Origin of the sequence: Halobacterium sp. DL1, from assembly GCA_000230955.3 — an archaeon.
GTDB lineage: Archaea > Halobacteriota > Halobacteria > Halobacteriales > Halobacteriaceae > Halobacterium.
This window is the reverse complement of record CP007060.1, coordinates 237060-262540: the sequence shown is the minus strand read 5'-3', so window position 1 is coordinate 262540 and position 25481 is coordinate 237060. Positions and strand designations below refer to the sequence as shown.

Genomic DNA, 25481 nt, shown 5'->3' with positions numbered 1-25481 from the left:
TCTTACGCCTATTCCCGTTTCACTTCGTGTCTGCCGAATCCGTACCGCAGCCGGTTCGCCAGCCGCCGCGAGAACCGACCCTCCTCGGGAGCACGCGACCCGAACCGCTCGGCGAGCGCCTGGTAGATGAGCGGCAGCGGGACCTCCTGTTCGAGGCCTTCCTGGACCGTCCACGTTCCAGTGGAGCCGCCGGCGACGTGGTCGGCGACGTCGCCGAGGTCGCCGCCCTCCTCGCGGAACGCCTCCTCGCAGAGTTCCAGCAGCCACGACCGGATGACGGCGCCGTTGTTCCACGTTCGCGCGACGGCCTCGAGGTCGAGGTCGTAGCGGCCCTCGTGGAGCAACTCGAAGCCCTCGCCGTACGTCTGCATGAGGGCGTACTCGACGCCGTTGTGGACCATCTTCACGTAGTGCCCGCTGCCCGCGGGCCCCATGCGGTCGTGGCCCTCGGGCCCCGTGGCGACGGCGTCGAAGACGGGCATCAGTTCGTCGTAGGCCCACTCCGGGCCGCCGACCATCAGCGAGAAGCCCAGTTCGGCGCCCGCCGGCCCGCCGCTAGTGCCGCAGTCGAGGTAGGCGAACTCGTGGGATTCCGCGCGGCGCGTGGAGTCCTCGAAGTGGCTGTTGCCGCCGTCGACGACGACGTCCTCGCTCCCGAGGTGGGGCGCGAGTTCCTCGAGCGCGGCGTCCACGGGGTCGCCCGCGGGCACCATCAGCCAGACGCGCTTCTCGTCGCCGAATTCGTCGGCAAGCGCGGCCAGCGAGTCGGCGGCGGTCGCGCCAGCGCTCGCGGCGTCCTCGCGGGCGTCCGCGTCGATGTCGAAGGCGACCACGTCGTGGCCGGCGTCGAGACAGCGGTCGACGACGATGCGCCCCATGCGGCCGAGGCCGACGACTCCCAGTTCCATACCGTGAACTGCCGGGCGCAGTAGGTAGTGGTTGCGGTTGCGTGGTTCGGGGCGCGTGGCCGACCGGCGGGAGGCCACGAGAGGCGAACAGCGCCAGCCGTGAGCGGAGTGACCCGCGAGCGAGTGCTCACTGTGGGAAGAGTCCGACGGTGATGCCACTCGAAGTAGTCGTGGATACAGTGAACAGCCGTAGCACGTGCTACGAGACTGTTACTGTGAAAGAACGGAGTTCAGTCCGTCGCTAGGCGACGGGGGAAATCCGATTAGTTACGAACGAGGTTCGTCGCGCGCGGTCCCTTGGGGGACGATTCGATGTCGAACTCGACTTCCTGACCCTCTTCGAGGTCCGGGCCGCCGACGTCCTCCATGTGGAAGAACACGTCCTCGTCGTCGTCGACGTCGTCGTCGTCAGTCGAAATGAAACCGTAGCCGCCAGTGTCGTTGAAGAAGTCAACCTTGCCTTCTGCCATTACAACCTACCGTAGGGCCGGTTCGGGGATAACGCTTCCGAGAGTCGCGGTACCACGACCCGCCGTCGACTCGATTCGACCCGGAAACGCCGTCAGCGGTCGAGTGTGCCGGCCTGTACGCCCCACAGGTCCGCGTACCGGCCACCCGAGTCCAGCAGTTCGTCGTGAGTGCCGCGCTCGACGATTTCCCCACCTTCGACGACGAGGATGCGGTCGGCGTCCCGCACGGTCGAGAGGCGGTGGGCGATGACGACGGCGGTGCGGTCGGCGGCGAGTTCGTCCAGGCTCTCCTGGATTCGGAGTTCGGTCTCCGTGTCGACGTCGCTCGTGGCCTCGTCGAAGACCAGAATCTCGGGGTCCTGGAGCACGGCGCGGGCGATGGAGATGCGCTGGCGCTGCCCGCCCGAGAGTTTGACGCCGCGCTCGCCGACCTCGGTGTCGTAGCCCTCGGAGAGGTTCTGGATGAACTCGTGGGCCTCGGCGGCCTTCGCGGCCGCGACCACCGCGTCCCGGTCGGCGTCGAAGCGGCCGTACTTGACGTTCTCCGCGATGGTGCCGTCGAAGAGGAACGTGTCCTGGCTGACGTAGCCGATGTGCTCGCGGAGGCTCTCGAGGGTGACGTCGCGGACGTCGTTGCCGTCGACGCGGATGGCACCGTCGTCGGCGTCGTACATGCGAAGGAGGAGTTTGCAGAGCGTGGACTTCCCGGCACCAGTCGGCCCGACGAGCGCGACGGTATCGCCGGGGTCGGCGTCGAAGGAGACGTCCCGGATCACGTCCTCGTCGTCATCGTAGCCGAACGTGACGTGGTCGTACTCGACGCGGCCCTCGACGTCGGTGAGTTCGGTGGCGTCCGGCGCGGTGGTGACGCTCGCCGGGACGTCCATCAGGCCGAAGACGCGGGCCGAGGAGGCCTTCGCGTTCTCGTACTGGTCGACGATGTTCGACACCTCCGCGAGTGGCGTGACGAAGCGCTGCGTGAGGAAGATGAACGTGACGAACGCGCCCGGCGACAGGCTTCCCGTGAGTGGGCCGGGGGCACCGTACAGCAGCCAGAAGCCGCCGACGGCGAACGTCACCGCGAAGGAGATGCCCGCGAGGAGTTCCATCCCCGGGCGGTAGACGTAGCTGAGGCGGAGGACGTCCATCGTGTCCTGGAAGAACCGATAGGAGGCGTCCGAGACCCGCTCGGTCTCGTACTCCTCGGCGGCGCTCGTCTTCACGAGTTCGACGCCCGCGAGGCTGTTCTCGAGGCGCGTGTTGAGGTTGCCGACGGCGGCGCGCTGGCGCTCGTACCGCGGCTCGGCGCGCTTCATGAACCACGACGTGAGCACGACCATCAGCGGGATGGCGGTGAGCGTGACGACCGCCAGCTGGGCGTTCTCGTACAGCAGGATGGCGGTGATGCCCGTGAGCATCACGACGAGTCGCGCGGAGTTCTGCAGCGCGTTGTCGAGGAACACCTCGAGGTTCGAGGCGTCGTTGTTCAGCACCGACATGACCTCGCCGGTCTGCTTGTCGTCGAAGAACGTCATGTCGAGGTTCTGCATCTTCGCGAAGGAGTCGGTGCGCACCTCGTGCATCACGCGGTGGGCGAAGAGATTGGCGGCGACGCCGTAGGCGTACGTGAAGACGGCGGTGACGACGAACGACGCCCCGATGAGGACGGCGGACAGTTCGAACTGCGCGGCGTCCGTGGCCGGGAACCAGCCCGCGGGCGCGAGCGGCAGGTCGTAGGGGGAGTCCCCGGTGAACACGCTGTCGATGGCGGCGCCGAGCACCACGGGGGGCAGGAGGCTGGCCACCCGCGCGACGACGTTCGCCACCATCCCGAGCGCGAAGTACTCCCACTCGGGGACGCCGTACTCCCGGAACAGGCGCTGGAGGGGCTTCTCGACGCGGTCCCGGTACTGGTCGAAGACGCTGTCCTCCGTCGCTCCCATTACGTTTCGAAATACGGTGATCGCCAAAGTCCGTTACGGTCCAGCGCGGGCAGGACGGCGACGTACCGCCGCCAGAAACCGCAACGCTTCAGGCGACTCGTTCGAGACGACGACCATGCGCACGCTCGCAGTGGTCCTCGCGGTCGTCCTGCTGAACGACGCTGCCCTCGCCCTCCTGCTCGACGTCGCCGTCCCCGCGTGGACGGTCGTTGTCGCCGGCACGGTCGTGGCCACAGCAGCAGTGTACGCCGTCGTCGTGGTCACCGTCGAAGACGACGACCTGCTGACCCGGCGCGAGTTGCAGCGGGAGGTCGCGTCGCTCCGGGAGCGCGTCGCCGAACTCGAGGAGTAGTCGCGGTCAGTCGATTGCCTTCCGCGGCACGATTCGTGGCTCGTCGTCGTAGCTGACGACGGCGTCCACGTCGAAGACGTCCGCGAGCAGTTGCTCGGTGACGACGTCCTCGGGCGGCCCCCAGTCGTACACCGCGCCGTCGTGGAGCGCGACGAGGTAGTCCGCGAAGCGCGCGGCCTGCTGGAGGTCGTGGAGGACGACACAGACCGTGACGTCGCGCTCCTCGTTGAGCGTGCGGACGACCTCCATCACGCGGAGCTGGTGGTGGAGGTCGAGGTACGTCGTGGGTTCGTCCAGCAGGAGGACGTCGGTGTCCTGGGCGAGCGTCATCGCGACGAACGCGAGCTGCTTCTGCCCGCCAGAGAGCTGTGAGATGGGTGTCTCCCGGAGGTGGTCGACGCCCGCGAGGTCGATGGCGCGCTCGATGGCCTCGCGGTCCGTCTCAGTGATGGGGTCGAGGAAGCCCCGGTGGGGGTAGCGGCCGTGCGTGACGAGGTCGGCGACCGTCAGGCCGCCGGGCGCGTCGTTCTCCTGGTCGAGGAGGCCGAGTTCGCGGGCGAGCTCCTTCGGAGAACGCTCCTGGACGGCGCGGCCGTTGAGGAGGACGGTGCCGGCCGACGGGTCGAGTTCCGCCGAGAGCCCCTTGAGCAGCGTCGACTTCCCGGAGCCGTTCGGGCCGACGAGCGCGGTGACCTCGCCCGAGGGCACGACGAGGTCCTCACAGTCCACGACGGTGCCGTCGCCGTAGCCGAGTTCGATTCCGGAGGCGAGCAGCGCCGCGTCGTCGACGGGTTCCTCGTGGCTGAATTCGGTCGTCGATTCCGCGTCGGTCGAGACGAGTGGGATGTCTGGCATTGGTCAGAACTCCGTGAACGAATCCGTGCGCCGCAGCAACAGCAGGAAGTACGGGCCACCGATGAGGCCGGTGACGACCCCGACGGGGACCTGCGTGCCGCCGAGCGCGAGGCGGCCGACGACGTCGGCGACGACGACGAGCGCCGGGCCGGCGAAGATGGACCCGACCATCAGCCGGCGGTAGTCGCTGCCGACGAACGTGCGGACGGCGTGGGGTACGACGAGCCCCACGAAGCCGACGAGGCCGGCGACGGAGACGGCCGCGGACGCCGCGACGATGGCGAGCGCCGACAGCAGGAAGCGCATCCGTTCGACGGGCATCCCGAGCGAGCGCGCGGTGCGTTCGCCGAGCAGGAGGACGTCGAGCTGGCGCGCGCTCACCAGCGCGGCCGGGACGACGAACAGCGTCGGGACGGCGACGGTTCGGACCTCGGTCCAGTCGACGCCGGTCAGCGACCCCGCGAGCCACTCGACGGCGAGGCGCATCACGCCGTTGCTGTCGATGAAGTAGAACAGCCCGGTCTGGAGGCTGTTGAAGACGGTGCCGACGACGACGCCCGCGAGGACGAGTCGGACCGGCGTGGTGCCGCCGCGCCACGCGACGGCGTAGACGAGCAGGAACGCGGCGGTTCCACCGGCGACGGCGGCCAGCGGGAGGAGGTAGGCGCCGACGGAGAAGACGAGCGTGAAGACGACGGCGAGGCCGGCGCCCGAGGAGACGCCGAGGATGTACGGGCTGGCGAGCTCGTTGCGCGTGATGGCCTGGAAGACGGCGCCCGAGACGGCGAGGTTGAGGCCGACGAACGCGGCGACCACGACCCGCGGCAGGCGGACGGTCCAGACGATGATGGTGGCGTCGGTGAGGTGGCCGAGGTCGCTGTAGAGGCCGACCGTCCGCGCGACGTCTTCACCGAGCACCAGCGTCGCGAACACGTGGAGGTCCGTCCAGACGGCCTGGTCGAACAGCGCGCGCACGGCCGTCTCGAGTGGCATGTCGAAGCTGCCGTACCGAACCTGGACGACGGCTGCGGCCACGACGAGCAGGGTGCTCCCCACGACGATGGAGGCGAGCGTGGCGTCGAACTCGGGGAGAAACGTTTCGCGGAGGCGGTGGCGTCGTGACATCGATTGTGGGAGTCGTGGTGTTGCGGGGGGCGAGTTCCGTCGACGAGAACCGGCTGGCGCGGCGACGGTCCCGGCGAGCGTTGCTTGTCTTTTAGGCTGGCCTAAGAGTTGAAAAGCGTTCCGTCTACGGGGAAATCACGCCGGCGAGTTCGTCGCGGTCGAAGCGGTCGCCCTCGACGCTGTCGGGGTAGAGCGCGGTGGCGAACCGTTCGGTGACGAAGAGGTGTTCGATGGGGCCGAGGTAGATGGGGCCGCCACGGAACACGTCGCCGTTCTCGACGGCGGTGATGCGGCTCGCGGTCTCGTGGTTCTGCATGAACGAGAGAACGGTGTCTTCGAACTCCGCGCGGCTCTTGTCCTCGTGTCCGCGCACGAACAGCGCCTCGGGGTCGACCTCGAGCAACGTCTCGTAGTCGACCTTCGAGCGGTTGCCCGTCGAGAGCGCGCCGACGCCGGCCTCCTTCAGGGCGTCCCGGACGCGGAGGTCGTGGAACGGCTTCTTGTTCGACCCCTCGCCGCTGAGGTGGTACGGCGAGAACGAGGTCGGCTCGTTCTCCCCGCCCCAGACGAGCGCGGCCCGGGGCCCTTCGCTGGGAAGGTCCGCTTCGATGCCCCCGACGAAGTCGTCGTGGAGCGACCGGAAGGACTCGAAGCGCTCGGTCTCCTGGAAGGCCTGGGCGACCTTCTCGAAGGCGCCGTAGAGGGTGTAGTAGTCGTAGTCGTGCCACGCGTCGGTGCGCCGGAAGATGGTGTTGCCGAAGAACGGGCCGTTGCGCTCCTCGAGCACGTCGATGTCGTCCTGGTCGACGCTGTCGAAGACGTTGAGCAGCCAGTTCGGGTCCACGAGGTGGACGTCCGCGTCGAGGCCGAGCAGCGTCTCGCGGGTGACGCCGCTCTCGACGAGGTCGACCATCCCGGACTCGTCGACGCTTACGCCGTCCAGTTCGTCGTAGTAGTCGGTGTTGAACCGGGCCTTCTGGCCGACGGATGCGACGGCGTCGCTGTGACCGAGCGCGACGACCATGTCGGCGTAGCCGGGCATGTAGACGGCGGCCGTCTCGGGGACGCTGTCGAAGGTCACCTCGCCGACGGGCGTCATGGAGACGGAGTAGGAACCCGAATCGGAGTCGGTATCGCCGCCCTCGGCGGGGCTCGCACAGCCCGCGAGCAGTCCCGCGAGGGTCGCTGCACCGCCAGTCTTGATGAACGTACGTCGTCGCATACTCGTTTAGGCTCACCTAAATAATAAAAGTCCGTCGGTTTTTTGGCGAGCCTAAACCACGGGCAGGTTCCACACCACTCGGTGTGGGGCCCTTAGGGCACGGAATCGCTCGACCCGGGACGGGAACATTTATCAGCGACCCGCCGCTCTCACAAGGTATGAGCGTCGGTATCGCCGTAGTACGTGTGTAAGCTCCTTTCTCGCGAACGACGCGTTTCACACACAGAGCCAGGCGACCGACGACCCAGACAGTCATGACAGAACTTCCGGACAGCTACGACCCCGACCGTATCGAACCGAAGTGGCAGGACGAGTGGGAGGGCAGCGACGTCTACGAGTACGACCCGAGCGACGCCGACACCAGCTACATCGTGGACACGCCGCCGCCGTACCCGACGGGGAACCTCCACCTCGGGCACGGCCTCCAGTGGTCGTACATCGACTTCGTCGCCCGCTTCCGCAGCCTCCAGGGCGACGCCGTCCTCTTCCCGCAGGGCTGGGACTGCCACGGCCTCCCGACGGAAGTGAAAGTCGAGGAGAACCACGACATCCACCGCACGGACGTCTCCCGCGAGGAGTTCCGCGAGATGTGCGTCGAGCACACCGAGGAGCGCATCGACGGGATGAAACAGACGATGCGGGAACTCGGCTTCTCCCAGGACTGGAACGCGGAGTACCGCACGATGGACCCCGAGTACTGGGGGAAGACCCAGGAGTCGTTCGTCCGGATGGCCGACGACGGCATGGTCTACCGGGACGAACACCCGGTCAACTGGTGTCCGCGGTGCGAGACTGCCATCGCCGACGCGGAGGTCGAGAACGTCGACCGCCAGGGGACGCTGTACTACGTCACGTTCGACGGCGTCGGCAACGACGACATCGAGATCGCCACCACGCGCCCGGAACTGCTCGCGGCCTGCGTCGGGATGGCAGTCAGCCCGGACGACGAGCGCTACGAGGACCGCATCGGCGACACCTTCGAGGTGCCGCTGTTCGGCCAGGAGGTCGAACTCGTCGCCGACGCCGACGTCGACCCCGAGTTCGGCACCGGCGCGGTGATGATCTGCACGTTCGGCGACAAGCAGGACGTCGACTGGTGGGCCGAGTACGACCTCGACCTCCGACCGGTGTTCACGGAGGACGGCCACCTCAACGACCTCGCGGGCGAGTTCGCGGGCCTCGACATCGACGAGGCCAAAGACGAGATAGCGGACGCCCTGGACGACGCGGGCCGCCTCGGCGACACCGAATCCACCGAGCAGAACGTCGGTGCCTGCTGGCGCTGCGACACGCCCATCGAGATTCTCTCGAAGGAACAGTGGTTCGTGGAGGTCGACCAGGACCTCGTCCTCGAGAAGGGCGCTGAGGTCGAGTGGATTCCCGAGCACATGCACGACCGCCTCGTCGACTGGACGGAGGGCATGGAGTGGGACTGGGTCATCTCCCGGCAGCGCGTCTTCGCCACCCCGATTCCCGCGTGGCAGTGCAACGACTGTGGCCACTGGCACATCGCGAGCGAAGCGGAGACCCCCGTCGACCCGACCGAGGAGGGCCCCGCGCTTGACGACTGTCCCGAGTGCGGTGCCGACGAGTGGACCGGCGAGCGCGACGTCATGGACACGTGGATGGACTCCTCCATCACGCCACTGCACATCTCCGGGTGGCCCGAGGAGATCGACCTCGACGAGTTCGAACCGGTCGGCCTGCGGCCGCAGGGCCACGACATCATCCGGACGTGGGCGTTCTACACGCTGCTCCGGACGGGTGCGCTCACCGACGAGAAGCCCTGGGACGACGCGCTCATCAACGGGATGGTGCTCGACCCCGACGGCAAGAAGATGTCCAAGAGCAGCGGGGACGCCGTCACCCCCGACGAGGCCATCGCGGAGTACTCCGCGGACGCGCTCCGGCAGGCGCTCGCGCTGGGCGGCCAGCCGGGCAGCGACGTCCAGTTCCAGTGGAAGGAGGTCAAGTCCGCCTCCCGGTTCCTCACGAAACTGTGGAACATCGTGAAGTTCGCCGAGGGACACTTCGACGAGGACACCCCGGACATCGCGGACCCCGCCTACCGGGACGCCGACCGCTGGCTGCTCTCGGAGCTGACCCGCGTGAGCGAGGACGTCGAGAGCGAGATGGCGGACTACCGCTTCGACGCCGCGCTCCGCCGCCTCCGGGAGTTCGTCTGGGAGGACCTCGCCGACGACTACGTCGAACTCGTGAAGGGGCGGCTGTACAACGGCCGGCCGGGCGAACGCGACGCCGCCGAGAAGACCATCTACACCGCCGTCACCGCGGTCGTGCGGATGCTCTCGCCGTTCAGCCCGCACGCCGCCGAGGAGATCTGGACGAGCCTCCCCGGCACCGAGGGGAGCGTCTACAGCGCCGCGTGGCCGGATGTCGACCTGCTCGACGAGGACGCGGAGGTCGCCGGCCGCCGCATCGCGGAGACGGCCAGCGAGATCCGCGCGTGGAAGTCCGAGCAGGGGATGCCGCTGAACGCCGACCTCGACCGCATCGAACTCTACTTCGACGGCGACGACAGCCACCTCGACACCTACGACCTCAGCGAGACCGTCAACGCGCCCATCAAACTCGCCTCCGGGCGCCCGGACATCGAACTCGTCCCCGTCGACGTCGACGGCGAGGACTCGAAGATCGGCCCCGAGTTCCGGAGCGACGCGGGCGCAGTGATGGCGGCCCTCGACGCCGCCGACCCCGCGGAGATACAGGCACAGATCCACTCCGGGGACACCGTCACGGTCGAGTCCGACGGGCAGGCGTTCGACCTCGACAGCGAGTGGCTCACTGTCGACGAGGAGTACCGCGCGGCCTCCGGCGAGGAGGTCGCCGTCGTCGAGACGTCGTTCGGCACCGTCCTCGTCTACGAGTGACCCCGGACGGCGAGTGACCGGCGGCGAGTAGCCCCCGTAGCCGACCGACATCCGACAGCTTTTGGCCGCCACGTGCGACGGTTGCGGTATGGACCCCCGCGTCGAGGAACACGCCGAGGTACTGGTAGGGTGGAGCGCGCGCGTCGAGGAGGGCGACAACGTCGTCCTGAACGTCGGCCCCGACAGCCACGAGCTGGCCGTCGCCGTCGCCGAGAAGGTCGGGGAGCGCGGCGCGAACCTCCAGACGTCCTACGCCTCCAGCGAGGTGGGTCGGGCGTACGCGCTGGCCCACGACGGCGACTTCGAGGAGGACCCCGACCACCTGCTCGCGCTCATGGAGAACGCAGACGTCGTGCTCTCCATCGGCGGCGGACGGAACGCGAGCGAGGGGTCGGACATCCCCCCGGAGACCCAGCAAGCCCAGTCGAAGGCCCGCCAGGGCATCCGGGAGGCGTACATGGACACCGACTGGGTGGGCACCGTCCACCCGACGCGGTCGCTCGCCCAGCAAGCGAACATGTCCTACGAGGAGTACCAGGCGTTCGCCTACGACGCCATCCTGCGGGACTGGGAGTCCCTCGCCGACGAGATGGCGAACATGAAGGACGTCCTCGACGCGGGCAGCGAGGTCAGAGTTGTCAAGGCGGACACCGACCTCACGATGAGCATCGAGAACCGCGTCGCCGTGAACTCCGCGGCCTCCGTCGCCTACGACTCCCACAACCTCCCCTCGGGCGAGGTGTTCACCGCGCCCGCCGCCACGGAGGGCGAGGTGTTCTTCGACGTGCCGATGACCATCCGCGGCGAGCGCGTCCAGGACGTCCACCTGACCTTCGAAGACGGCGAAGTCGTCGACTACTCGGCGGCCGAGAACGAGAGCGTGGTCGGCGACATCCTCGACACGGACGCGGGCGCCCGGCGCCTCGGCGAACTCGGCATCGGGATGAACCGCGGCATCGACCAGTTCACCGACTCCATCCTCTTCGACGAGAAGATGGGCGACACCATCCACCTCGCGCTCGGCCGCGCCTACGAGTCGAACTACCCGGAGGGCCACGAGGACGAGGCCAACGACTCCGCCGTCCACGTCGACATGATCACGGACATGAGCGAGGACTCGTACATCGAGGTCGACGGAGAAGTCGTGCAGCGCGACGGAACGTTCCGGTGGGAAGACGGGTTCCAGACGTAGTTCTGACGTCGATGTTGCGGCGAGAGCAGTGACGCTTCGACGTGTCACTGTTCCCGTATCGACTACACATCGTTTTATCAGGGTTGCGTGGCTTGCACCGTTCGAGGTAAGTTACAATGGGATTTCTCGATTCGTTCGGTCAACTCGCCAGTAGTATCATCGCGGTCGTACTCCTGCTCGTGCTCGCAGTCGTGAGCTTCTTCATCACCATCTTCATCGTGGACGCGGGCGCGGCACTCGCGAACCTCGACCCGAGTCCGGACTTCGTGACGCTGGCCGCTGCGGTGCTGACGGCCGGCGCCATCGTCGGCGGCGCGTCGCCGCTGTCGGCCATCGCTACCGCGGACACCGCGGGCAACACGGCGCGATAGCGGTCGCTGTGCGGTCTCTTTAGCGTATATTTTTGTCCGTGAGCGTCGCTCACGGGTGAAAAGTACGAGCTGAGGGGAGTAAGCCCCCTTCTGTTCGGCCCGGCATTCGGCTGAGCGTCCGCGCGGCATCCTCTCGGATAGCGTCGGGCTACCTTGCGCACGCGGACTTGCACCGGCGGGGATTGGCCGTTCCATCGGTCCCCTCCCGTCTGGTGAACGGCTTGCGCCGTTCACGGTGGCTCGCGGCTGGCGCCGCTCGCTCGTAACGTGGTCGGCATCAGCCGACCACGCGACCCTCGGCGGGTTAGCTTCCTTCCCTTCCGGGTCGGGTCGCACGCCTCATCGGTCGGGGAGGGACGTGTCGTCTCTGTTCCAGTGCCGACGGTCTCCCGTCCCGGACTTGCGTCCGGCCGCCCGCCCGACTGGTGGGGGGACTTTCCTCATGCCTCGCGGCACGGGAGCCGGGCTCCCTCTGCCCACCCACTCTAGCCCCGGGACCGCGTTAAGCGGTTCGGTCGTCCGAGGTTCGCGGACTGTCGAAAACACTCTTCGACGCTGCGGAGAAACGTTCACGTCAATTAACCCGGAATCATTGGTCCGGCCAGTCGGTAGCCACGTCTTTCGTCTCCCCGTACTGCGTTCTTCTCGGGGTGGGGCGCGGTCAGATAACGGGAACGTAACGCGAGCGGCGGTCTGCTGACAAGGGAAGAGTTCAAGTTAATCCTTGCCGTAACACGTTGCATAATGGCCGAGGCCCAGTCAGTAACACTCTCCTTCGAGGACGGCGCTCGGACAGTCGAACTAGCCAGAGAATCAGTCGAGGCGTTCGTCCGCAACGGACAGCGCGAGCAGCCAGGGAGCATGCGGGACGCGTTCTACAACCGCACGAGCGCGTTCGTCCGCCTCGAGTCGACGCAGGGTCGTGGGCGCCTCCGCGGCTGTGCGGGCGCACAGGACTCCGCCCGCGAACTGGGGAACGGCTCCCAGCAGCTCGGCCACGCCATCGTCGAGGCGTCGATCAAGGCCGCTAGCGAGGCGTCGTGTGGCTCAGAGGTGGAGGCCGCCGAACTGCCGAATCTCCGCGTCTCCGTCTGCACGGTGTCGAACCTCGTGCTGACCGACAACCCGGCCGAGGACATCGACCTCGGTGTCCACGGCGTCGCCATCGACGGCGACGGCCAGCACGGCTGGATGTATCCCACACTCCCCGTGGAGAACGACTGGAGCGTCTACGAGTATCTCGACCGGACGTGCCGGAAGGCCGGCCTGCCGAACGGCGCGTGGGAGGACGACGACGTGATGGTTACGCTGTTCGAGGGGCAGGTGTTCCGGGAGACGGACGCCGAGGAGGAGCCGGTCGAAGAGCTCACTGCCTGAAGCCGACAGTTTCTGCGTCGTCGACCGCACGCGCCGCAGCGGCGTCCACGTCGAACGCCTGGACGATCTCGCCGTCGCGGACGAGCGGTTCCATGAGCGCCGAGCCGTCCGTCGGGCCCGGCCGGCCTGCGAGCGCGACGTGGTGGCCGCCGTCCCGCGTCCGGTAGACGTCCTTCTTCCCCGAGAGCTTCCCGCGCTTGGCGGCTGGTTCGCCGTCCACCTCGACGATGTCCAGCGCGAAGTCAACGGGGTCGGCGTTCGAGACGTGGCTGCCGACGCCGAAGCCGTCCGCGACGTCCCGGAGGTGCCGGATCTCCTCGGGGCCGAGGCCGCCACTGAGGAAGACGTCGACGTCGCCGTGGCCGCGCACGTCGAGTTCCCACTGTATCTCCCGGACGATGTGCCGGAAGTCGCCGCGCCGCGACCCGGTGGTGTCGAGGCGGACGGCGTCGAGGTCGTCGCCCAGTTCCGCGACGGCGCGCAGCACCTCGTCCTTCTCGTCGGAGTACGTGTCACAGAGCGCGACGCGCGGGACGTCCGCCGGGACGGCCTCGTGGAAGGCCCGCCACGCGGCCTCCTGGTTGCCGCGCCCGAAACAGATGAGCAGCGCGTGTGGCATCGTGCCGCCGGCCTCCCGCCCGAGAATCTCCCCGGCGGCGACGTGCGAGAAGCCGTCGAGACCGGCCAGCAGCGCGGAGCGTTCGACCATCGCGGCGATGGAGGGGTGGACGTGGCGCGCGCCGAAGCTCAACACCTGCGAGTCGGGAGCGGCGCGCCGGACTTCGAGAGCGGCGGTGGCGACGCCGGAGGCGTGCGAGAGGAAGCCCAGCAGCGACGTCTCGTAGCGCGCGAAGTCGCGGTACTGGCCCTCGATTCGCATCACTGGGCCGCCGTCGAACAGCGTCCCCTCGGGGAGCGCGTCGGCGTCCAGGGGAAGTCCCTCGAGGAGGTGGGCGGCGTCCTTCGCGCCCGCGAACAGTTCGAACTCGCCGGTCGGGAACTGGTCGGCGGTCACCTCCGCGACTACGTGAGGGTTCTTTCCGGCGTGGTCGAGCGTGGCCTCGGTCCGCTGGAAGTAGGCGTCGGTCGCGCGGCCGTCGGCGATGGCGTCGGGGCCGACGATGTCGAAGGTCACGACTGGACCTCCCTGTGAGCGTGCATAGCTGGGGCTACTGCGGCACGGGCGAAAAAGGCTCGCCTACTGTCTCGCGTGGACGTCGCCGAGCTGGTCGACGGTCGGCGCGTTCACGATAGTCACCGTGTCGCCGGAGACGGTGACGCGGAACGCGTCGGCGAACTCGCTCTCCCCCTCGGGGATGCGCCAGACGCCGTTGTCGCGCTGTTCGGCGCCCCAGTACTGGAGGAGGTTGCGGTAGGTCTCCGCGAACTGCTTGGCGTCGCGCTGGGAGTCCCAGGCGATGCGCCACGTGTACGCCGTCTCGCCGTCGTCGCTCTCGTAGATCCACATCCGCTCACCGTCCCAGCCCTCGACGGGCGTGGTGGTGTAGTCGAACGGGTCGCTCCGGTCGACCGAACCGTCCTCGATGTTCAGGAACTCCTGGGGGTTGAGCACGACCCCCTGGCGGCCCTCGTGGTAGGCCGGGTAGGCGAGCATGGCCGTGAGGCCGCCGACGCCGACTTCGCCGTACGGTGCCCGGCCGTCGACGGTGACCCGCTCCCAGCCGGCCGACGAGCGGTCGGGGAGCCTGACGTCCGCGGGCTGGTCGGTGCCGTACTTCTCGGGCTGGGCGACCTGCTCGGAGGTCTTCGCGGGGTTCGAGTAGAGGTCCGCGACGCCCGACCAGCCGTCCTGCTCGTAGAAGTGCTCCACGAAGCCGGGACCGTCGCTGTACGGGAAGTACTTCATGATGTAGATGCCGAGGTGGAGGTCACCGCCGCCGCCACCGCCGCCCGCCTGCGGGCTGACACAGCTCCAGTTGGCCCCGCAGTTGTTGCTGTACCGGGTGTCGACGAAGCGCGCCTCGCCCTCGATGAGGCCGTTGTGGGCGTTCGACGCGTCACGGGTCGGCGAGGAGAAGTTCGCGTCGAAGTTCCGGAACTGGAGGGCGTGGACCAGTTCGTGGCCGAGCGTCGTCTCCTCGATGGTCGGCGTCGACGATTCGGAGATGATGACGATGCGGTCGTCCCTCGGCGTGTAGAAGCCGAGGACGTTCTCCCCGCGGTTGGACTCCTGGACCTCGATGGAGTCCTCGTTCTCGCCGACGAGGAACAGCGCCTCGAACTTCGTGTCGTCGAACGTCCGCAGCGCGTCGCTGGCGTCGCCGGTGTCCGCGTACTGCTCGCGGTACTTGTCCCGGGAGATGACCTCGACCGGGACCCGCTTCTCGAACTCGATGCCGCGGATCTGCTCGACGCGCGCCATCGCGCGGTCGATGGTCGCGTTCCGCTCGGAGTCGTTCAGGCCGTCCTCGACGCTGACGCCTATCGACTCGTTGTACCAGAGACCGTTCTCCCACCCCAGAACGTCCGACTCGGGGTCCGCGAAGTCGAACTCCGACTCGTCGGTCGACCCGTTGGTCGCGGTGGTCGTCGGTTGGTCGGCCTGCTGGGTGGTCTCCACGTCCGTGGTGGTATCGCCCGAGAACGAGACGGACTGACAGCCAGCGAGCACCACGAGGAGGACCAGGCCGACGGCCAGAATGCGGCGTGCCATTGCGTACAACTGTGGGCTGCTGGAGGTAAAAGCCTGCGCACAGTCGAAGCAGTGTAGCGTCGGCGCTGCCCGCCGACCCGGGGGTTTAACTCCTGACAGGAGAGTGTCGCAGGTGATGTCAGACTCACAGAGCGAACGGGACGAGCACAGCGCGGCCCCGAGCGCGACTGCGGCTGACGCCTCGGGCGTGCAGGGAGTTGACCAGCAGTCGGTGACCGACGTGCTCCAGGAGCCGGCGGTGAAGCAGTACGTGCGGACGGTGGCCGGCGCGATGGCCTTCGTCGGTGCCGGCATCGGCGTCATGGTAGTGCTCCTCGGTGCGTTCGGGAGCGCCCCGAACACGGCGGGACTCTCCGGGCAGATGTCCAGCCAGCAGTACAAACTCGGCCTCGTCAACACGGCCATCGGCGTCGCGCCGTACGTGGCGCTGGCCGTCGCGGGGGGCGCGGGCATCCTCGTCGGCCTCCACTTCGAGGCGACGACGCGGAAGGCCGTCATCGCGACGGCCGCGGGCGTGCTCGTCGGCACCGTCTTCCTGGTCTTCGTCACGGACGTTCTGGCGGTCTCCCAGGCGCCGAGCATAGAGGGGCAGTCCGCCATCTCCCTGGACTACGCGCAGGTGCTCGTCAACAGCGTCCTGATGGGGGTCGGTGCGGCCGTCGCTGGCGGCGGCAGCGCGTACTTCGGCGACGCCGTCGCCTGACCGGACGCAGCGAGACCGGTTCGCACAACTGCTTTTGTGGCTCCGGACGAACGCCCGGACATGAACGTCGACCCTGACAGCACCGCAGTCGTCGTCGTGGACATGCAGAACGGCTTCTGCCACCCGGACGGCAGCCTCCACGCACCCGCCAGCGAGGAAGCCCTCGACCCCGTCACGGACCTCGTCTCGCGGGCGCGCGACGCTGGAGCGAGCGTCGTCTACACGCGGGACGTCCACCCGCCCGAGCAGTTCGACGGCAACCACTACTACGACGAGTTCGAGCGCTGGGGCGAGCACGTCGTCGAGGGGACGTGGGACGCCGACCTCCACGACGACCTGGACGTCCGCGACGAGGACCACGTCGTCGAGAAGCACACCTACGACGCGTTCTACCAGACTGACCTCGAGGGCCACCTCGACGCCCACGCTATCGACGACCTGCTGCTCTGTGGCACGCTGGCGAACGTCTGCGTGCTCCACACCGCCAGCTCCGCCGGCCTCCGTGACTTCCGGCCGGTGGTCGTCGAGGACGCCGTCGGCTTCATCGAAGCCGACCACCACGAGTACGCCGTCGAACACGCCGACTGGCTGTTCGGGGAGCGCGTCGAACGGGCGACTGTCGAGTTCGCCTGAGCGCCCTCGTAGCCCCGATAGCTCGCGGTAGAGAGGGCCTACTGGGACCGCGCTCGTAGTGGAGCGCTACCCGATCGAAGCCCGACGATAACGGCTGTTCTGTCTCCGCCTGCCGGGTGGTACCCGAGTGATAACAAAGCCCCGACACGGCCTCAACGGGACGTATGCAAGTCACGTACCTGTCGTCTGCCGCCATCCACATCGAGACCGAGGACGCGGACATCCTCTGTGACCCGTGGCTGGTCGACGGCGCGTACTACGGATCGTGGTGCCACTACCCGGAACCGGCGAAGGGGCCCGAGGACTTCGACGACCTCGACTACATCTACATCTCGCACATCCACCCGGACCACTTCGACCCCGCGACGCTCCGCCGGATGGACACGGACATCCCCGTCCTCATCCACGACTACCGCTGGGACTACCTCCGTGACGCCATCGAGGACCTCGGTTTCGAGGTCATCGAACTGGCCCACGACGACCGCACGCAACTGAAGGGCGACGTCCACATCAACGTGCTCGCGGCGGACGGCTGCGACCCGGAGCTCTGCGGGAACTTCTTCGGTTGCACGTGGTACGACACGGAGGCCGAGAAGACGGGGTCGACCCAGGTCGACTCGATGGCGGTCATCGACGACGGCGACCACGTCGTCGTGAACACCAACGACTGCCCCTACCCCCTCGTCGAATCGACCTGCGAGCAGGTCAAGGAGGACTACGGGAGCGTCGACCTGCTCTGTCACCAGTACAGCGCCGCCCAGTTCTACCCGCAGGCGGTCACGAACTACACGCACGAGGAGATGATCTCCGAGCGCGACCGGGTCATCCAGGAGAAACACGAACTCGCGCTCAACTTCGTCGACCTCTTCGAACCGGACTACTACATGCCGTTCGCCGGTGAGTACGTCCTCGCGGGCGACCTCGCGGACCTGAACCAGTACACCGCGAACCCGCCCCGCGAGCAGGCGAAGGCGTTCTTCGACGAGCACACGAGCGAGGAACACGAGTGCGTCTTCCTGAACACCGGCGAGTACGTCGACCTCGACGCGGGGGAGGTGTCCGCGCCGTTCGAGCCACTCGACAAGGAGGCCAGGCAGGAGTACATCGGCGAGGTGCTCGCCGAGCGCTCGTTCGACTACGAGGCGGACCCGATGCCGACCCTCGACGAGCTGGAGGCCTACTTCCCCCCCGCCTACGAGAAACTCGAGGGAAAGCGCGAGAGCATCGGCTTCGAAAGCGACACGACGGTGCTGATTCCGCTCGTCGACGACGCCTGCCTCGAACTGTCGATGAACGGCGAGGGGTACGACGTCGTCCACGACGTCGACACCGACGACTACGACGGTTGGGTGAAGATGGACGTCGATCCCCGCCTGCTGCGCCGACTCTTCGAGGGGCCCCACAGCGCCTACTGGGCGGACGCGAAGATCGGCTCCCACCTCGGCATCAGCAAGGTCCCCGACATCTACGAGCGCGGTCTCTACAACTGCCTCGGCTCGTTCCACACCGAGGGGTACGACGTAGACGTCGACGCGAAAGCCGAGACGGACGCGACCGCGTAGGCCGCCGGCGGAGATTACTGGTCTCGGAACCCCACGTCGACGCGGTCGCCGACCGAGAGATCGTGGCCGGGGCAGACGAGTTTCAGGCCGAGAGTCTCGGCGCCGAGCCACAGCGACAGCCCCCGGACGGGGTCGCCGTTCGCGGTCGGCGTGACGTCCCGCCACGCCACGGTCCGGTCGTCGATGCGGTCCCCGACGACGGTGCCGAGCAGCGAGACGGGGTCGGCCTCACCCGTCGCCCCGCCGGCCTCGTAGTGCGGGAGGCCGCCGTCGAGGACTCCCCCGTCGTCGGCCGCCAGCCCCGCGAACGTCTCGCCCGGCGCAGGGTGCTCGGGGGCGTCGAGTCGCGCCCAGGTCTCCCCCGTCTCGACGACGCGTCCCCGGCCGTCCCAGGGAGCCGACTCGACTGACAGCCCGAGGTCGAGAGGGAGCGACCCGGAGGCGCGAACCGCGTTCTGGTCGCGCTCGCGGAACCCGAGATGGATGTGGTTGTCGACCCACGGCGCGAAGAAGCCCGAGCGTACGAGGCGGCCGACGTCGTCGCCCACCGCGAGGGTGTCGCCGGGTTCGACCGCCGGGTCGACGTGGAGCATCCGCGCGAGGTACGCGCCCGTGTCCACGACGACGAGGTGGTCGGTGTCCTCGGCGTACGGCTTCTCGGGGCAGCGCACGGTCCGCGTTTCGACGACATCGCCAGCGACGGGACTCGGCGCTCGCTCCGCGGCCTCCCTCCGGTCGGCAGCGTTGCTCGCGGTTTCACCGTCTTCTCGCGGGCTCCGCCCGCTCGAATGGTCCGCGGAGCTTCGTTCCGCGCTACTCGCCCATTCCGTGGCTTCCCGCTGGTCAGCCACGCGGTCCGGATACAGGTCCACCGCACACCCCGCGTCGTGAGCGGGGTACGGGGAGTTGTAGCGGGAGACGCGCGGGTACCGGCGGAGCACGTCGCCGTCCAGCGTGACCATGCGCCGGGTTGGAACCGAGTAGAGTTACGGGCGTCGGTCCGTAGGGAGGGGTAATGCGAGTTCTGCGAGGGCGTGCCGCTGACCGCGAAGCCGACCGGGAGGCGACCCGGGACCTCATGGAGTTCGTGCGCGAGCACGGGGAGCCCGCGGTCCGCGTCTGGGCGCCGGGCCGGCAGCTCGCCTTCGGGCGGCGGGACGCGAACGAGGACGGCTACGACGACGCGAGAGCGGCCGCCCGCGAGCACGGCTTCCCGCCGGAGGAGCGCGGCGTCGGCGGGCGGGCCGTCGCGTACACGGAGACGACGCTGGCGTTCGCGCGCATCGAGCCAGTCGCGGACGTCCGGACAGGGCTGGGCGAGCGCTACGACGCGATGGTCGCGGACGTCGTCGACGCCCTCGACGCCGTTGGCGTCGACGCTAGCGAGGGCGAACCACCGGACTCGTTCTGCCCGGGCGACCACTCCGTCTCCGCAGACGGGAAACTGGCGGGCGTCGCCCAGCGCGTGACGAAGGGCGCGGCGCTCACCTCGGGCGTCCTCGTCGTCGACGACCACGAGGAGATAGCGCGCGTGCTCGCAGACGTCTACCCGGCGCTCGGCGTGGCCTTCGACCCCGAATCCGTGGGGAGTGTCGCGGCCAGCGGCGGCGACACCGAACGCGTCCGCGACGAACTGGAGGACGCGCTCGTCGGGGACGCCGACCCGGACGTTCGGTGGGTCCGCAGCACTTAGGCGCGCTGCCGAGAGAGTCCGCGTATGAAAGTTATCCGGAACGCCACGCTCGCGGACGGCCGGACGCGGGACGTGCGCGTCGGCGACCACGGACGCATCGACGCCGTCGGCGAGAGCCTCGACGGTGAGACGTTCGTCGACGCGGCCGGCAACCTACTCCTCCCGGGGATGATCGACGTCCACGTCCACTTCCGGCAGCCGGGCTACGGCCACAAGGAGACGTGGGGGTCGGGGTCGCGTAGCGCGGCGGCGGGCGGCGTCACCACCGTCGTCGACCAGCCGAACACTGACCCGGCGACGGTGACCGGCGCGGCGTTCGACGAGAAGGCCGACTTCGCCGCCGACTCACTCGTCGACTGGGGCATCAACGGCGGCGTGACGGCCGACTGGGACCCCGAGACGCTGTTCGACCGGCCGCTGTTCGCGCTCGGCGAGGTGTTCCTCGCCGACTCCACGGGCGACATGGGCATCGAGGCCGAACTGTTCCGCGAGGCCTGTGGTATTGCGGCCAGCGAGGACGTCGTCGTCACGGTCCACGCGGAGGACGCCGACCTGTTCGATACGACGGCGAAAGAGCGCGAGGACGCCGACGCCTGGAGCGCCTACCGCACCGCCGAGGCCGAGGAGGCCGCCGTCGAGCGCGCCGTGAGGGTGGGGAACGAGGCGGGTGCGACCGTCCACGTCGCGCACACCTCCACGCCGGAGGGCGTCGACGCGGCGAACGCGGGCGGCGCTACCTGCGAGGCGACACCACACCACCTCTTCCTCTCGCGGGATGACCTCGACGAACTCGGAACGTTCGGGCGGATGAACCCGCCGCTGCGCAGCGAGGAGCGCCAGGAGGCGCTGTTCGAGCGACTGGCCGACGGCCGAATCGACGTGGTCGCGACCGACCACGCGCCCCACACCCGCGGGGAGAAGGAGGCGAGTATCTGGGACGCGCCGTCGGGCGTTCCGGGTGTCGAGACGGCGCTTCCGCTGCTGTTGCAGGCTGCCAGCGAGGGGGAACTCACGCACGAGCGCGTGCGGGACGTGACCGCCGCGAACCCCGCCGCTATCTTCGACCTGCCGCAAAAAGGGAGGGTCGAGGCGGGCCGGGACGCCGACCTCGTGCTCGTCGACCCCGAGGACTCCCGGGAGATCAGAGGCGCCGACCTCCACTCGAACTGCGAGTGGACGCCGTTCGAGGGGGAACAGGGGGTGTTCCCGGAGTGGACGATGGTCCGGGGAACGGTCGTCTGGGACGGCGACTCGTTCGCGGACCACGACGGCGAAAACGTCCGGGAGTGAACTGGTCCCTCGGGGTTAGACGCCGTAGGGCGCGCCAGCGACGGCGGCGCCCACCATGCCACCGAGTCCGAAGACGACAAGCACGGCCATCGCCTGCCGCCCGCTCTCGACGGTCCAGCCCTCGCTGAGACCGAGTTCCCTGGAGTAGTTCTCGACGGCTTCGCCGGACAGCAGCACCGCCGACCAGCCGAGGAGGCCGAACGCGAACGGAATCGCGGCGAGAGGGAACGCCAGCGAACTGGCTGACCGCGGCGCGTAGCCGAGGGCGAAGACGAGCGCGTAGAAGAGGAGGAAGGCGGCGGCGAAGCCGGCGGCGGCGAAGCGGGCGAGCAACCCCCAGTCGCGGCCCTGTGCTTCGACGCCCTCCTGCATCGGTCAGTCGACGGTCTCCCGCATCCGGGGGTCGAGGGCGTCACGCATCCCGTCACCCAGGAGGTTGAAGCCCAGCACCGTGATAGCCAGGAACAGTCCCGGGAAGACGGACATCCACCACTTCCCGGTGAGGAGGCCGTTCGACACGCCGTTCGCGAGCATCTTCCCCCACGACGGCATGCCGGCCTGCGCGCCGAAGCCGAGGAACGACAGCGCCGCGATGTCGATGATGGCGAGCCCGAAGTTCAGCGTCGACTGCACCGTGATGGGCGCCAGCGAGTTCGGGACGACGTGCCGAACGAGGACCCGCGGGTCCGTCGCGCCGAGAGCTTCCGTCGCCTCGATGTACTCGTCCTCGAGCACTTTCAGCGCGGCGCCGCGCACGACGCGGGCGAACCGCGGCGTGTAGACGAGGATGAGCGCGGCGGTGGCCTTCCAGAGCCCCGCCCCGAAGATGGAGACCAGCGCGAGCGCGAGCAGCAGCGACGGGAACGCCAGCAGCACGTCCATCGTCCGCATGATGACGTTGTCGGTGAGGTCGCTGTAGTACGCCGCGACCGTTCCCAGCGCGATGCCGGCGACCGTCGAGACGCCGACCGCGATGGTGCCGAACTTCATCGCAATCCAGGCGCCGTACAGCGTCCGCTTGAAGATGTCGCGGGCGGCCGCGTCGGTGCCGAAAAGGTACGTGTCCGCCGGCGCGGGGCCGACCCAGCCCGGCGGTGCGCGGTCCGGAATCGTGCCGCCGAGTCGCGAGTCGGCCAGCACACCGACGTCGAGGAAGACGCGCGCGTACAGCGCCACGAGCACCATCGTGGCGATGATGACGATGCCGGTGAGCGCGATGCGGTTCGAGAACAGTTCCGAGAGGAACTGCGAGGAGCGTAGGCGGTCAAGCAGGCCGCGCTCCGCCGGTTCGGTCGGGTTTTCGGTCGTTTCCGTGCTCATTTCACTGTTGGATGCGGGGGTCGAGGTAGCTGTAGGTGATGTCGACGCCGAGGTTCACGAGCGTGAACAGCAGCGCGAACGTCAGAACCGCGCCCTGAACGAGCGGGTAGTCGGTCGCGTTGATGGCGGCGACGATGGTCGTCCCGATGCCGTTGATGCTGAACACCGTCTCCGTGAGGACCGCGCCGCCGAGCAGCGTGCCGAACTGGATACCGATGACGGTGACGACCGGGATGAGGGCGTTCCGGAAGCCGTGTTTCATGATGGTGATCTTCGAGCCCTGGCCCTTCGCGCGCGCCGTCCGCATGTAGTCCTGGCGCACGACCTCCAGCATCGACGACCGCATCATGCGGGAGATGAGCGCGAGCGAGTAGATGCCAATGGTGGCCGCCGGCAGGAACATGTGCCGGACCGCCGAGAACCACGCCTCGAGCCGCCCGAGCAGGAGCGTGTCGACGGTGACCATGCCGGTGAGCGGCAGCTCCGTGCCGAACAGCGTCCAGTGGTCGGCGAGGAACATCGTCGAGTCGATGCGGCCGCTCGCCGGGAAGATGCCGAGGAACGTCGAGAACAGCAGGATGAGCATCGGGCCCGACCAGTAGATGGGGATGGAGATGCCCGACAGCGCGCCGACGCGACCAAGGTGGTCGACGATGGAGTCCTGTTTCACCGCGGAGATGACGCCCAGCGGCAGGCCGATCAGCAGGCCGATGACCTGGCCGTACAGCGCGAGCTCGATGGTGATGGGGAGCCGCGAGGCCAGGACGCTGCGGACCGACTGGCCCTGGGCGACCTTGTAGGACTGGCCGAAGTCCAACTGGGCAGCGTCGAGCAGGAAGCGACCGTACTGGACGTAGAGGGGGTCGTTCAAGCCGAGGTTCTGGCGTAACTCGAGGACGCGTGCGTCCGACGCACGCTGCCCGAGAATGACCCGCGCGGGGTCACCACCGGAGAGGTGGAGAATGACGAAGACGAACGTCGCTACGCCGAGCAGTACCGGCACGAGCAACAGTAGCCGTTTCAGGATGAACCGCTTCGAGACCATGTATATGAGTTAGTATCCGGACGTGAGACGTCCGGCCGTATGAACGTTACTTCGCGACGGCGGTGAGTCCGGGGTTACCCCCGCGACCTCACTTCAGTTCGACGAGTTCCAGGTACGGCTGACCGACGGAACTCACGATGAACGTGTCGGACTTCACCGACTCGTGCACGCCACGCGTGGTCTGTGCGTAGTCGAGGTACACCCACGGGGCCTGCTCGTGGGCCAGCTTGGTCGCCTCGAGGTAGAGGTCTTCACGCTCGCCCTCGTCGTAGGTCGTCTGACCCTGGTTGACGAGCTCCATGTAGTCCGTGTTCGCCCACGCGGAGATGTTGGAGGCGTTGGCCTTCGTATCCCAGCTCACGTAGTCCTGGCCGCTCGGCACGTCGTCGACGGACACGCCGGGGTGCAGGAGCACGTAGAGGAAGTTGTCCGGGTCGGCGTTGTCGGTGTACCAGCCGAGCAGCGCCGCGTCGTGCTTGCCGCCGTACGTGTAGTCGATGTACGGGCCGAACGAGGAGAACTGGTTGATCTCGACGGTGATACCGATCTCCTCGAGGTTCGACTTGATCTGGTTCGCGGTCGCGACGGGGCTCGGGTTGTAGCCACGCGGGTTCGAGAACGTCGCGAGTTCGAACGTGAGATCCGTCTCGCCGGCCTCTTCGAGGAGCTGGGACGCCTCGTCGGGGTCGTGGGGGTACGGGTCCAGGTCGTCGTTGTGACCGAGGACGTTCGGCGGGAGCGGCTGGTCGGCCTGCGACGCGAAGCCCTGGTAGATGGAGTCCACGATGGCCTTCGTGTCCACTGCGTAGCTGATGGCGCGGCGGACCTTCGGCTTCCGGAAGGCCTCCTTCCGGGACTGGTTGAACGCCATGTAACCCACGTTGATGCCGTCCTTCAGCTTGGAGGACGCGGAGTCGGAGTTGTCGATCTGCTGGATGGCCTGCGCGCTGAGGTTGTCGGTGAGGTGGCTGTCACCGTTGATGAGGTCCTGGGCGCGCGTCTGGTTGGACTTGATCGTCTTGATGATGAGTTCGTCGACCTTCGGGCCCTTGCCCCAGAAGTCGCCGTGCGCGGTGAACCGGATGCGCTCGTTGTCGTTGTCGAGTTCCTCGAAGACGAACGGGCCGGTGCCCTTCGGGTCCGTGCCGAGTTCGGCCTGGGCGTCCGCACCCTCGCCCACCGACTCGATCTGCGCCTTCGAGAGGATGGCGGCTGCGAACATCGCGAGGTTCCGGACGAACGGCGCGTAGCGCTGGCTCAGGTTGATGGTGAGCTCGTACTTGCCGCTCTCCTCCATGCTCGCGATCCAGTCACCGAAGGTGACCGAGGAGTAGCCCGAGCGGTTCTCGCCGAGGAAATACTTGTAGTCCTCGTCGATGAAGCGGCGAATCGTCGCGCGGACGTCCGCGGACGTGAGTTCCTCGCCGTTGTGGAAGTTGACGCCCTCCTTGAGCGTGATGGTGGCCGTCTTCCCGTCCAGGGACCACTCCTTGGCGAGGCCGTCGGTGAGCGCGCCACCGCTGCCCGGCTTGAAGTCGACGGTCGTGTCGAAGACCTGGTTCGTGACCTTCGCCACCTCGCCGCTGGTGGTCTGCTGGGGGTCGTAGTTGCTCGGGTGGTCGCCGCGGGAGTAGACGAGTGTCCCGCCGCCACCGCCGTCGCCGCCCATGAGACTGGTACAACCTGCGGTCGATGTCGCGGCGACCGTGGCGGTCCCCGCTGCCTTCAAGAAGCTTCGTCGGCTTACGTTATCGCCTGCCAATTTGGGTATGCAGGTGTCCTTCACTTAATAATACCGGAGAATACTGGACGAGCACCAACGACTAAATACGATAACGATTAACATGGTATGGGC

23 protein-coding genes and 1 other RNA gene are annotated in these 25481 nt (G+C 68.0%); 10 read left to right on the top strand and 14 right to left on the bottom strand.

Annotation, left to right across the window (positions count from 1 at the left end; genetic code table 11):
- Nucleotides 1-8: 8 nt before the first annotated feature.
- The 3 genes from HALDL1_02870 to HALDL1_02860 all read right to left on the bottom strand — a co-directional run bounded on the left by HALDL1_02870 (nucleotide 9) and on the right by HALDL1_02860 (nucleotide 3321).
- On the bottom strand, nucleotides 9-908 hold the full coding sequence (locus tag HALDL1_02870; GenBank protein ID AHG02683.1) for a 6-phosphogluconate dehydrogenase: 900 nt from the start codon (nucleotides 906-908) through the stop codon (nucleotides 9-11).
- A 263-nt stretch (nucleotides 909-1171) separates the two neighbouring features.
- Nucleotides 1172-1378, bottom strand: coding sequence for a cold-shock protein (locus HALDL1_02865; protein ID AHG02682.1), 207 nt, complete (start codon nucleotides 1376-1378; stop codon nucleotides 1172-1174).
- Nucleotides 1379-1470: 92 nt separating this feature from the next.
- Complete coding sequence (locus HALDL1_02860; GenBank protein AHG02681.1) at nucleotides 1471-3321, bottom strand: multidrug ABC transporter ATPase; 1851 nt, start codon at nucleotides 3319-3321, stop codon at nucleotides 1471-1473.
- Nucleotides 3322-3436: 115 nt separating this feature from the next.
- Here HALDL1_02860 and HALDL1_02855 point away from each other — a divergent pair, with 115 nt between their 5' ends.
- Nucleotides 3437-3673, top strand: a complete 237-nt coding sequence (locus HALDL1_02855; protein ID AHG05101.1) for a hypothetical protein — start codon at nucleotides 3437-3439, stop codon at nucleotides 3671-3673.
- 6 nt (nucleotides 3674-3679) lie between these two features.
- On the opposite strand, the gene HALDL1_02850 is transcribed toward HALDL1_02855, so the two are convergent.
- The 3 genes from HALDL1_02850 to HALDL1_02840 all read right to left on the bottom strand — a co-directional run bounded on the left by HALDL1_02850 (nucleotide 3680) and on the right by HALDL1_02840 (nucleotide 6875).
- The gene (locus HALDL1_02850) at nucleotides 3680-4528 is read right to left on the bottom strand and encodes a ferrichrome ABC transporter ATP-binding protein (GenBank protein AHG02680.1); all 849 of its coding nucleotides are present in this window, start codon (nucleotides 4526-4528) and stop codon (nucleotides 3680-3682) included.
- 3 nt (nucleotides 4529-4531) lie between these two features.
- Nucleotides 4532-5653, bottom strand: a complete 1122-nt coding sequence (locus HALDL1_02845) for an FhuG (protein ID AHG02679.1) — start codon at nucleotides 5651-5653, stop codon at nucleotides 4532-4534.
- 124 nt (nucleotides 5654-5777) lie between these two features.
- Nucleotides 5778-6875 carry a ferrichrome-binding protein gene (locus tag HALDL1_02840; GenBank protein ID AHG02678.1) on the bottom strand — a complete coding sequence of 366 codons (1098 nt, stop codon included), beginning with the start codon at nucleotides 6873-6875 and terminating at the stop codon, nucleotides 5778-5780.
- 254 nt (nucleotides 6876-7129) lie between these two features.
- Between HALDL1_02840 and HALDL1_02835 the strand changes: the two genes are divergently transcribed.
- From HALDL1_02835 to HALDL1_02825, 3 genes are all read left to right on the top strand, one after another.
- Entirely contained in the window at nucleotides 7130-9766 is a 2637-nt protein-coding gene (locus HALDL1_02835) for a valyl-tRNA synthetase (GenBank protein ID AHG02677.1), read from the top strand.
- Nucleotides 9767-9854: 88 nt separating this feature from the next.
- Nucleotides 9855-10958: an aminopeptidase gene (locus tag HALDL1_02830; protein ID AHG02676.1), complete on the top strand. Its 1104-nt coding sequence runs from the start codon at nucleotides 9855-9857 to the stop codon at nucleotides 10956-10958.
- A gap of 116 nt (nucleotides 10959-11074) precedes the next feature.
- Entirely contained in the window at nucleotides 11075-11329 is a 255-nt protein-coding gene (locus tag HALDL1_02825) for a hypothetical protein (protein ID AHG02675.1), read from the top strand.
- A gap of 67 nt (nucleotides 11330-11396) precedes the next feature.
- Here the strand turns inward: HALDL1_02825 and HALDL1_02820 are convergent.
- Nucleotides 11397-11806, bottom strand: an RNA gene (locus HALDL1_02820) — archaeal RNase P.
- Nucleotides 11807-12073: 267 nt separating this feature from the next.
- Between HALDL1_02820 and HALDL1_02815 the strand changes: the two genes are divergently transcribed.
- Nucleotides 12074-12706: a hypothetical protein gene (locus HALDL1_02815; protein ID AHG02674.1), complete on the top strand. Its 633-nt coding sequence runs from the start codon at nucleotides 12074-12076 to the stop codon at nucleotides 12704-12706.
- Here the strand turns inward: HALDL1_02815 and HALDL1_02810 are convergent.
- Together HALDL1_02810 and HALDL1_02805 are read right to left on the bottom strand one after the other, a co-directional pair.
- Nucleotides 12696-13841, bottom strand: coding sequence for a nicotinate phosphoribosyltransferase (locus HALDL1_02810; GenBank protein AHG02673.1), 1146 nt, complete (start codon nucleotides 13839-13841; stop codon nucleotides 12696-12698). The two genes, HALDL1_02815 and HALDL1_02810, sit on opposite strands and share 11 nt — an antisense overlap.
- A gap of 63 nt (nucleotides 13842-13904) precedes the next feature.
- A complete protein-coding gene (locus tag HALDL1_02805; protein AHG02672.1) occupies nucleotides 13905-15380 on the bottom strand; it encodes a hypothetical protein in 1476 nt (491 codons plus the stop codon).
- A gap of 115 nt (nucleotides 15381-15495) precedes the next feature.
- Here HALDL1_02805 and HALDL1_02800 point away from each other — a divergent pair, with 115 nt between their 5' ends.
- The 3 genes from HALDL1_02800 (at nucleotide 15496) to HALDL1_02790 (ending at nucleotide 18278) form a co-directional block, all read left to right on the top strand.
- Nucleotides 15496-16083: a hypothetical protein gene (locus tag HALDL1_02800; protein AHG05100.1), complete on the top strand. Its 588-nt coding sequence runs from the start codon at nucleotides 15496-15498 to the stop codon at nucleotides 16081-16083.
- 60 nt (nucleotides 16084-16143) lie between these two features.
- Nucleotides 16144-16716 (top strand): cysteine hydrolase, encoded by a 573-nt coding sequence (locus HALDL1_02795; protein ID AHG02671.1) that lies wholly within the window; start codon nucleotides 16144-16146, stop codon nucleotides 16714-16716.
- 164 nt (nucleotides 16717-16880) lie between these two features.
- Nucleotides 16881-18278, top strand: a complete 1398-nt coding sequence (locus HALDL1_02790) for a Zn-dependent hydrolase (protein AHG02670.1) — start codon at nucleotides 16881-16883, stop codon at nucleotides 18276-18278.
- Nucleotides 18279-18292: 14 nt separating this feature from the next.
- Here HALDL1_02790 and HALDL1_02785 read toward each other — a convergent pair whose 3' ends face one another.
- Nucleotides 18293-19240, bottom strand: a complete 948-nt coding sequence (locus tag HALDL1_02785) for a hypothetical protein (protein ID AHG02669.1) — start codon at nucleotides 19238-19240, stop codon at nucleotides 18293-18295.
- Nucleotides 19241-19293: 53 nt separating this feature from the next.
- Between HALDL1_02785 and HALDL1_02780 the strand changes: the two genes are divergently transcribed.
- Both HALDL1_02780 and HALDL1_02775 read left to right on the top strand, forming a co-directional pair.
- Nucleotides 19294-19971, top strand: coding sequence for a biotin/lipoate A/B protein ligase (locus HALDL1_02780; GenBank protein ID AHG02668.1), 678 nt, complete (start codon nucleotides 19294-19296; stop codon nucleotides 19969-19971).
- Between the two features lie 24 nt (nucleotides 19972-19995).
- Nucleotides 19996-21261, top strand: coding sequence for a dihydroorotase (locus HALDL1_02775; GenBank protein AHG02667.1), 1266 nt, complete (start codon nucleotides 19996-19998; stop codon nucleotides 21259-21261).
- Nucleotides 21262-21276: 15 nt separating this feature from the next.
- On the opposite strand, the gene HALDL1_02770 is transcribed toward HALDL1_02775, so the two are convergent.
- The 4 genes from HALDL1_02770 to HALDL1_02755 form a co-directional block, all read right to left on the bottom strand.
- The gene (locus HALDL1_02770) at nucleotides 21277-21633 is read right to left on the bottom strand and encodes a hypothetical protein (protein AHG02666.1); all 357 of its coding nucleotides are present in this window, start codon (nucleotides 21631-21633) and stop codon (nucleotides 21277-21279) included.
- A 3-nt stretch (nucleotides 21634-21636) separates the two neighbouring features.
- Nucleotides 21637-22581 carry a peptide ABC transporter permease gene (locus HALDL1_02765; GenBank protein AHG02665.1) on the bottom strand — a complete coding sequence of 315 codons (945 nt, stop codon included), beginning with the start codon at nucleotides 22579-22581 and terminating at the stop codon, nucleotides 21637-21639.
- A 1-nt stretch (nucleotide 22582) separates the two neighbouring features.
- Nucleotides 22583-23626 (bottom strand): peptide ABC transporter permease, encoded by a 1044-nt coding sequence (locus tag HALDL1_02760; protein AHG02664.1) that lies wholly within the window; start codon nucleotides 23624-23626, stop codon nucleotides 22583-22585.
- A gap of 88 nt (nucleotides 23627-23714) precedes the next feature.
- Nucleotides 23715-25397, bottom strand: a complete 1683-nt coding sequence (locus HALDL1_02755) for a peptide ABC transporter substrate-binding protein (protein ID AHG02663.1) — start codon at nucleotides 25395-25397, stop codon at nucleotides 23715-23717.
- Nucleotides 25398-25481 lie beyond the last annotated feature (84 nt).

Coding starts and splice junctions, on each gene's coding strand:
- HALDL1_02830 (AHG02676.1), top strand. CDS start 9,855: ATGGACCCCCGCGTCGAGGAACACGCCGAGGTACTGGTAGGGTGGAGC.
- HALDL1_02770 (AHG02666.1), bottom strand. CDS start 21,633: ATGCAGGAGGGCGTCGAAGCACAGGGCCGCGACTGGGGGTTGCTCGCC.
- HALDL1_02800 (AHG05100.1), top strand. CDS start 15,496: ATGTCAGACTCACAGAGCGAACGGGACGAGCACAGCGCGGCCCCGAGC.
- HALDL1_02805 (AHG02672.1), bottom strand. CDS start 15,380: ATGGCACGCCGCATTCTGGCCGTCGGCCTGGTCCTCCTCGTGGTGCTC.
- HALDL1_02765 (AHG02665.1), bottom strand. CDS start 22,581: ATGAGCACGGAAACGACCGAAAACCCGACCGAACCGGCGGAGCGCGGC.
- HALDL1_02870 (AHG02683.1), bottom strand. CDS start 908: ATGGAACTGGGAGTCGTCGGCCTCGGCCGCATGGGGCGCATCGTCGTC.
- HALDL1_02785 (AHG02669.1), bottom strand. CDS start 19,240: ATGGTCACGCTGGACGGCGACGTGCTCCGCCGGTACCCGCGCGTCTCC.
- HALDL1_02835 (AHG02677.1), top strand. CDS start 7,130: ATGACAGAACTTCCGGACAGCTACGACCCCGACCGTATCGAACCGAAG.
- HALDL1_02865 (AHG02682.1), bottom strand. CDS start 1,378: ATGGCAGAAGGCAAGGTTGACTTCTTCAACGACACTGGCGGCTACGGT.
- HALDL1_02790 (AHG02670.1), top strand. CDS start 16,881: ATGCAAGTCACGTACCTGTCGTCTGCCGCCATCCACATCGAGACCGAG.
- HALDL1_02840 (AHG02678.1), bottom strand. CDS start 6,875: ATGCGACGACGTACGTTCATCAAGACTGGCGGTGCAGCGACCCTCGCG.
- HALDL1_02845 (AHG02679.1), bottom strand. CDS start 5,653: ATGTCACGACGCCACCGCCTCCGCGAAACGTTTCTCCCCGAGTTCGAC.
- HALDL1_02815 (AHG02674.1), top strand. CDS start 12,074: ATGGCCGAGGCCCAGTCAGTAACACTCTCCTTCGAGGACGGCGCTCGG.
- HALDL1_02850 (AHG02680.1), bottom strand. CDS start 4,528: ATGCCAGACATCCCACTCGTCTCGACCGACGCGGAATCGACGACCGAA.
- HALDL1_02825 (AHG02675.1), top strand. CDS start 11,075: ATGGGATTTCTCGATTCGTTCGGTCAACTCGCCAGTAGTATCATCGCG.
- HALDL1_02780 (AHG02668.1), top strand. CDS start 19,294: ATGCGAGTTCTGCGAGGGCGTGCCGCTGACCGCGAAGCCGACCGGGAG.
- HALDL1_02760 (AHG02664.1), bottom strand. CDS start 23,626: ATGGTCTCGAAGCGGTTCATCCTGAAACGGCTACTGTTGCTCGTGCCG.
- HALDL1_02860 (AHG02681.1), bottom strand. CDS start 3,321: ATGGGAGCGACGGAGGACAGCGTCTTCGACCAGTACCGGGACCGCGTC.
- HALDL1_02795 (AHG02671.1), top strand. CDS start 16,144: ATGAACGTCGACCCTGACAGCACCGCAGTCGTCGTCGTGGACATGCAG.
- HALDL1_02855 (AHG05101.1), top strand. CDS start 3,437: ATGCGCACGCTCGCAGTGGTCCTCGCGGTCGTCCTGCTGAACGACGCT.
- HALDL1_02775 (AHG02667.1), top strand. CDS start 19,996: ATGAAAGTTATCCGGAACGCCACGCTCGCGGACGGCCGGACGCGGGAC.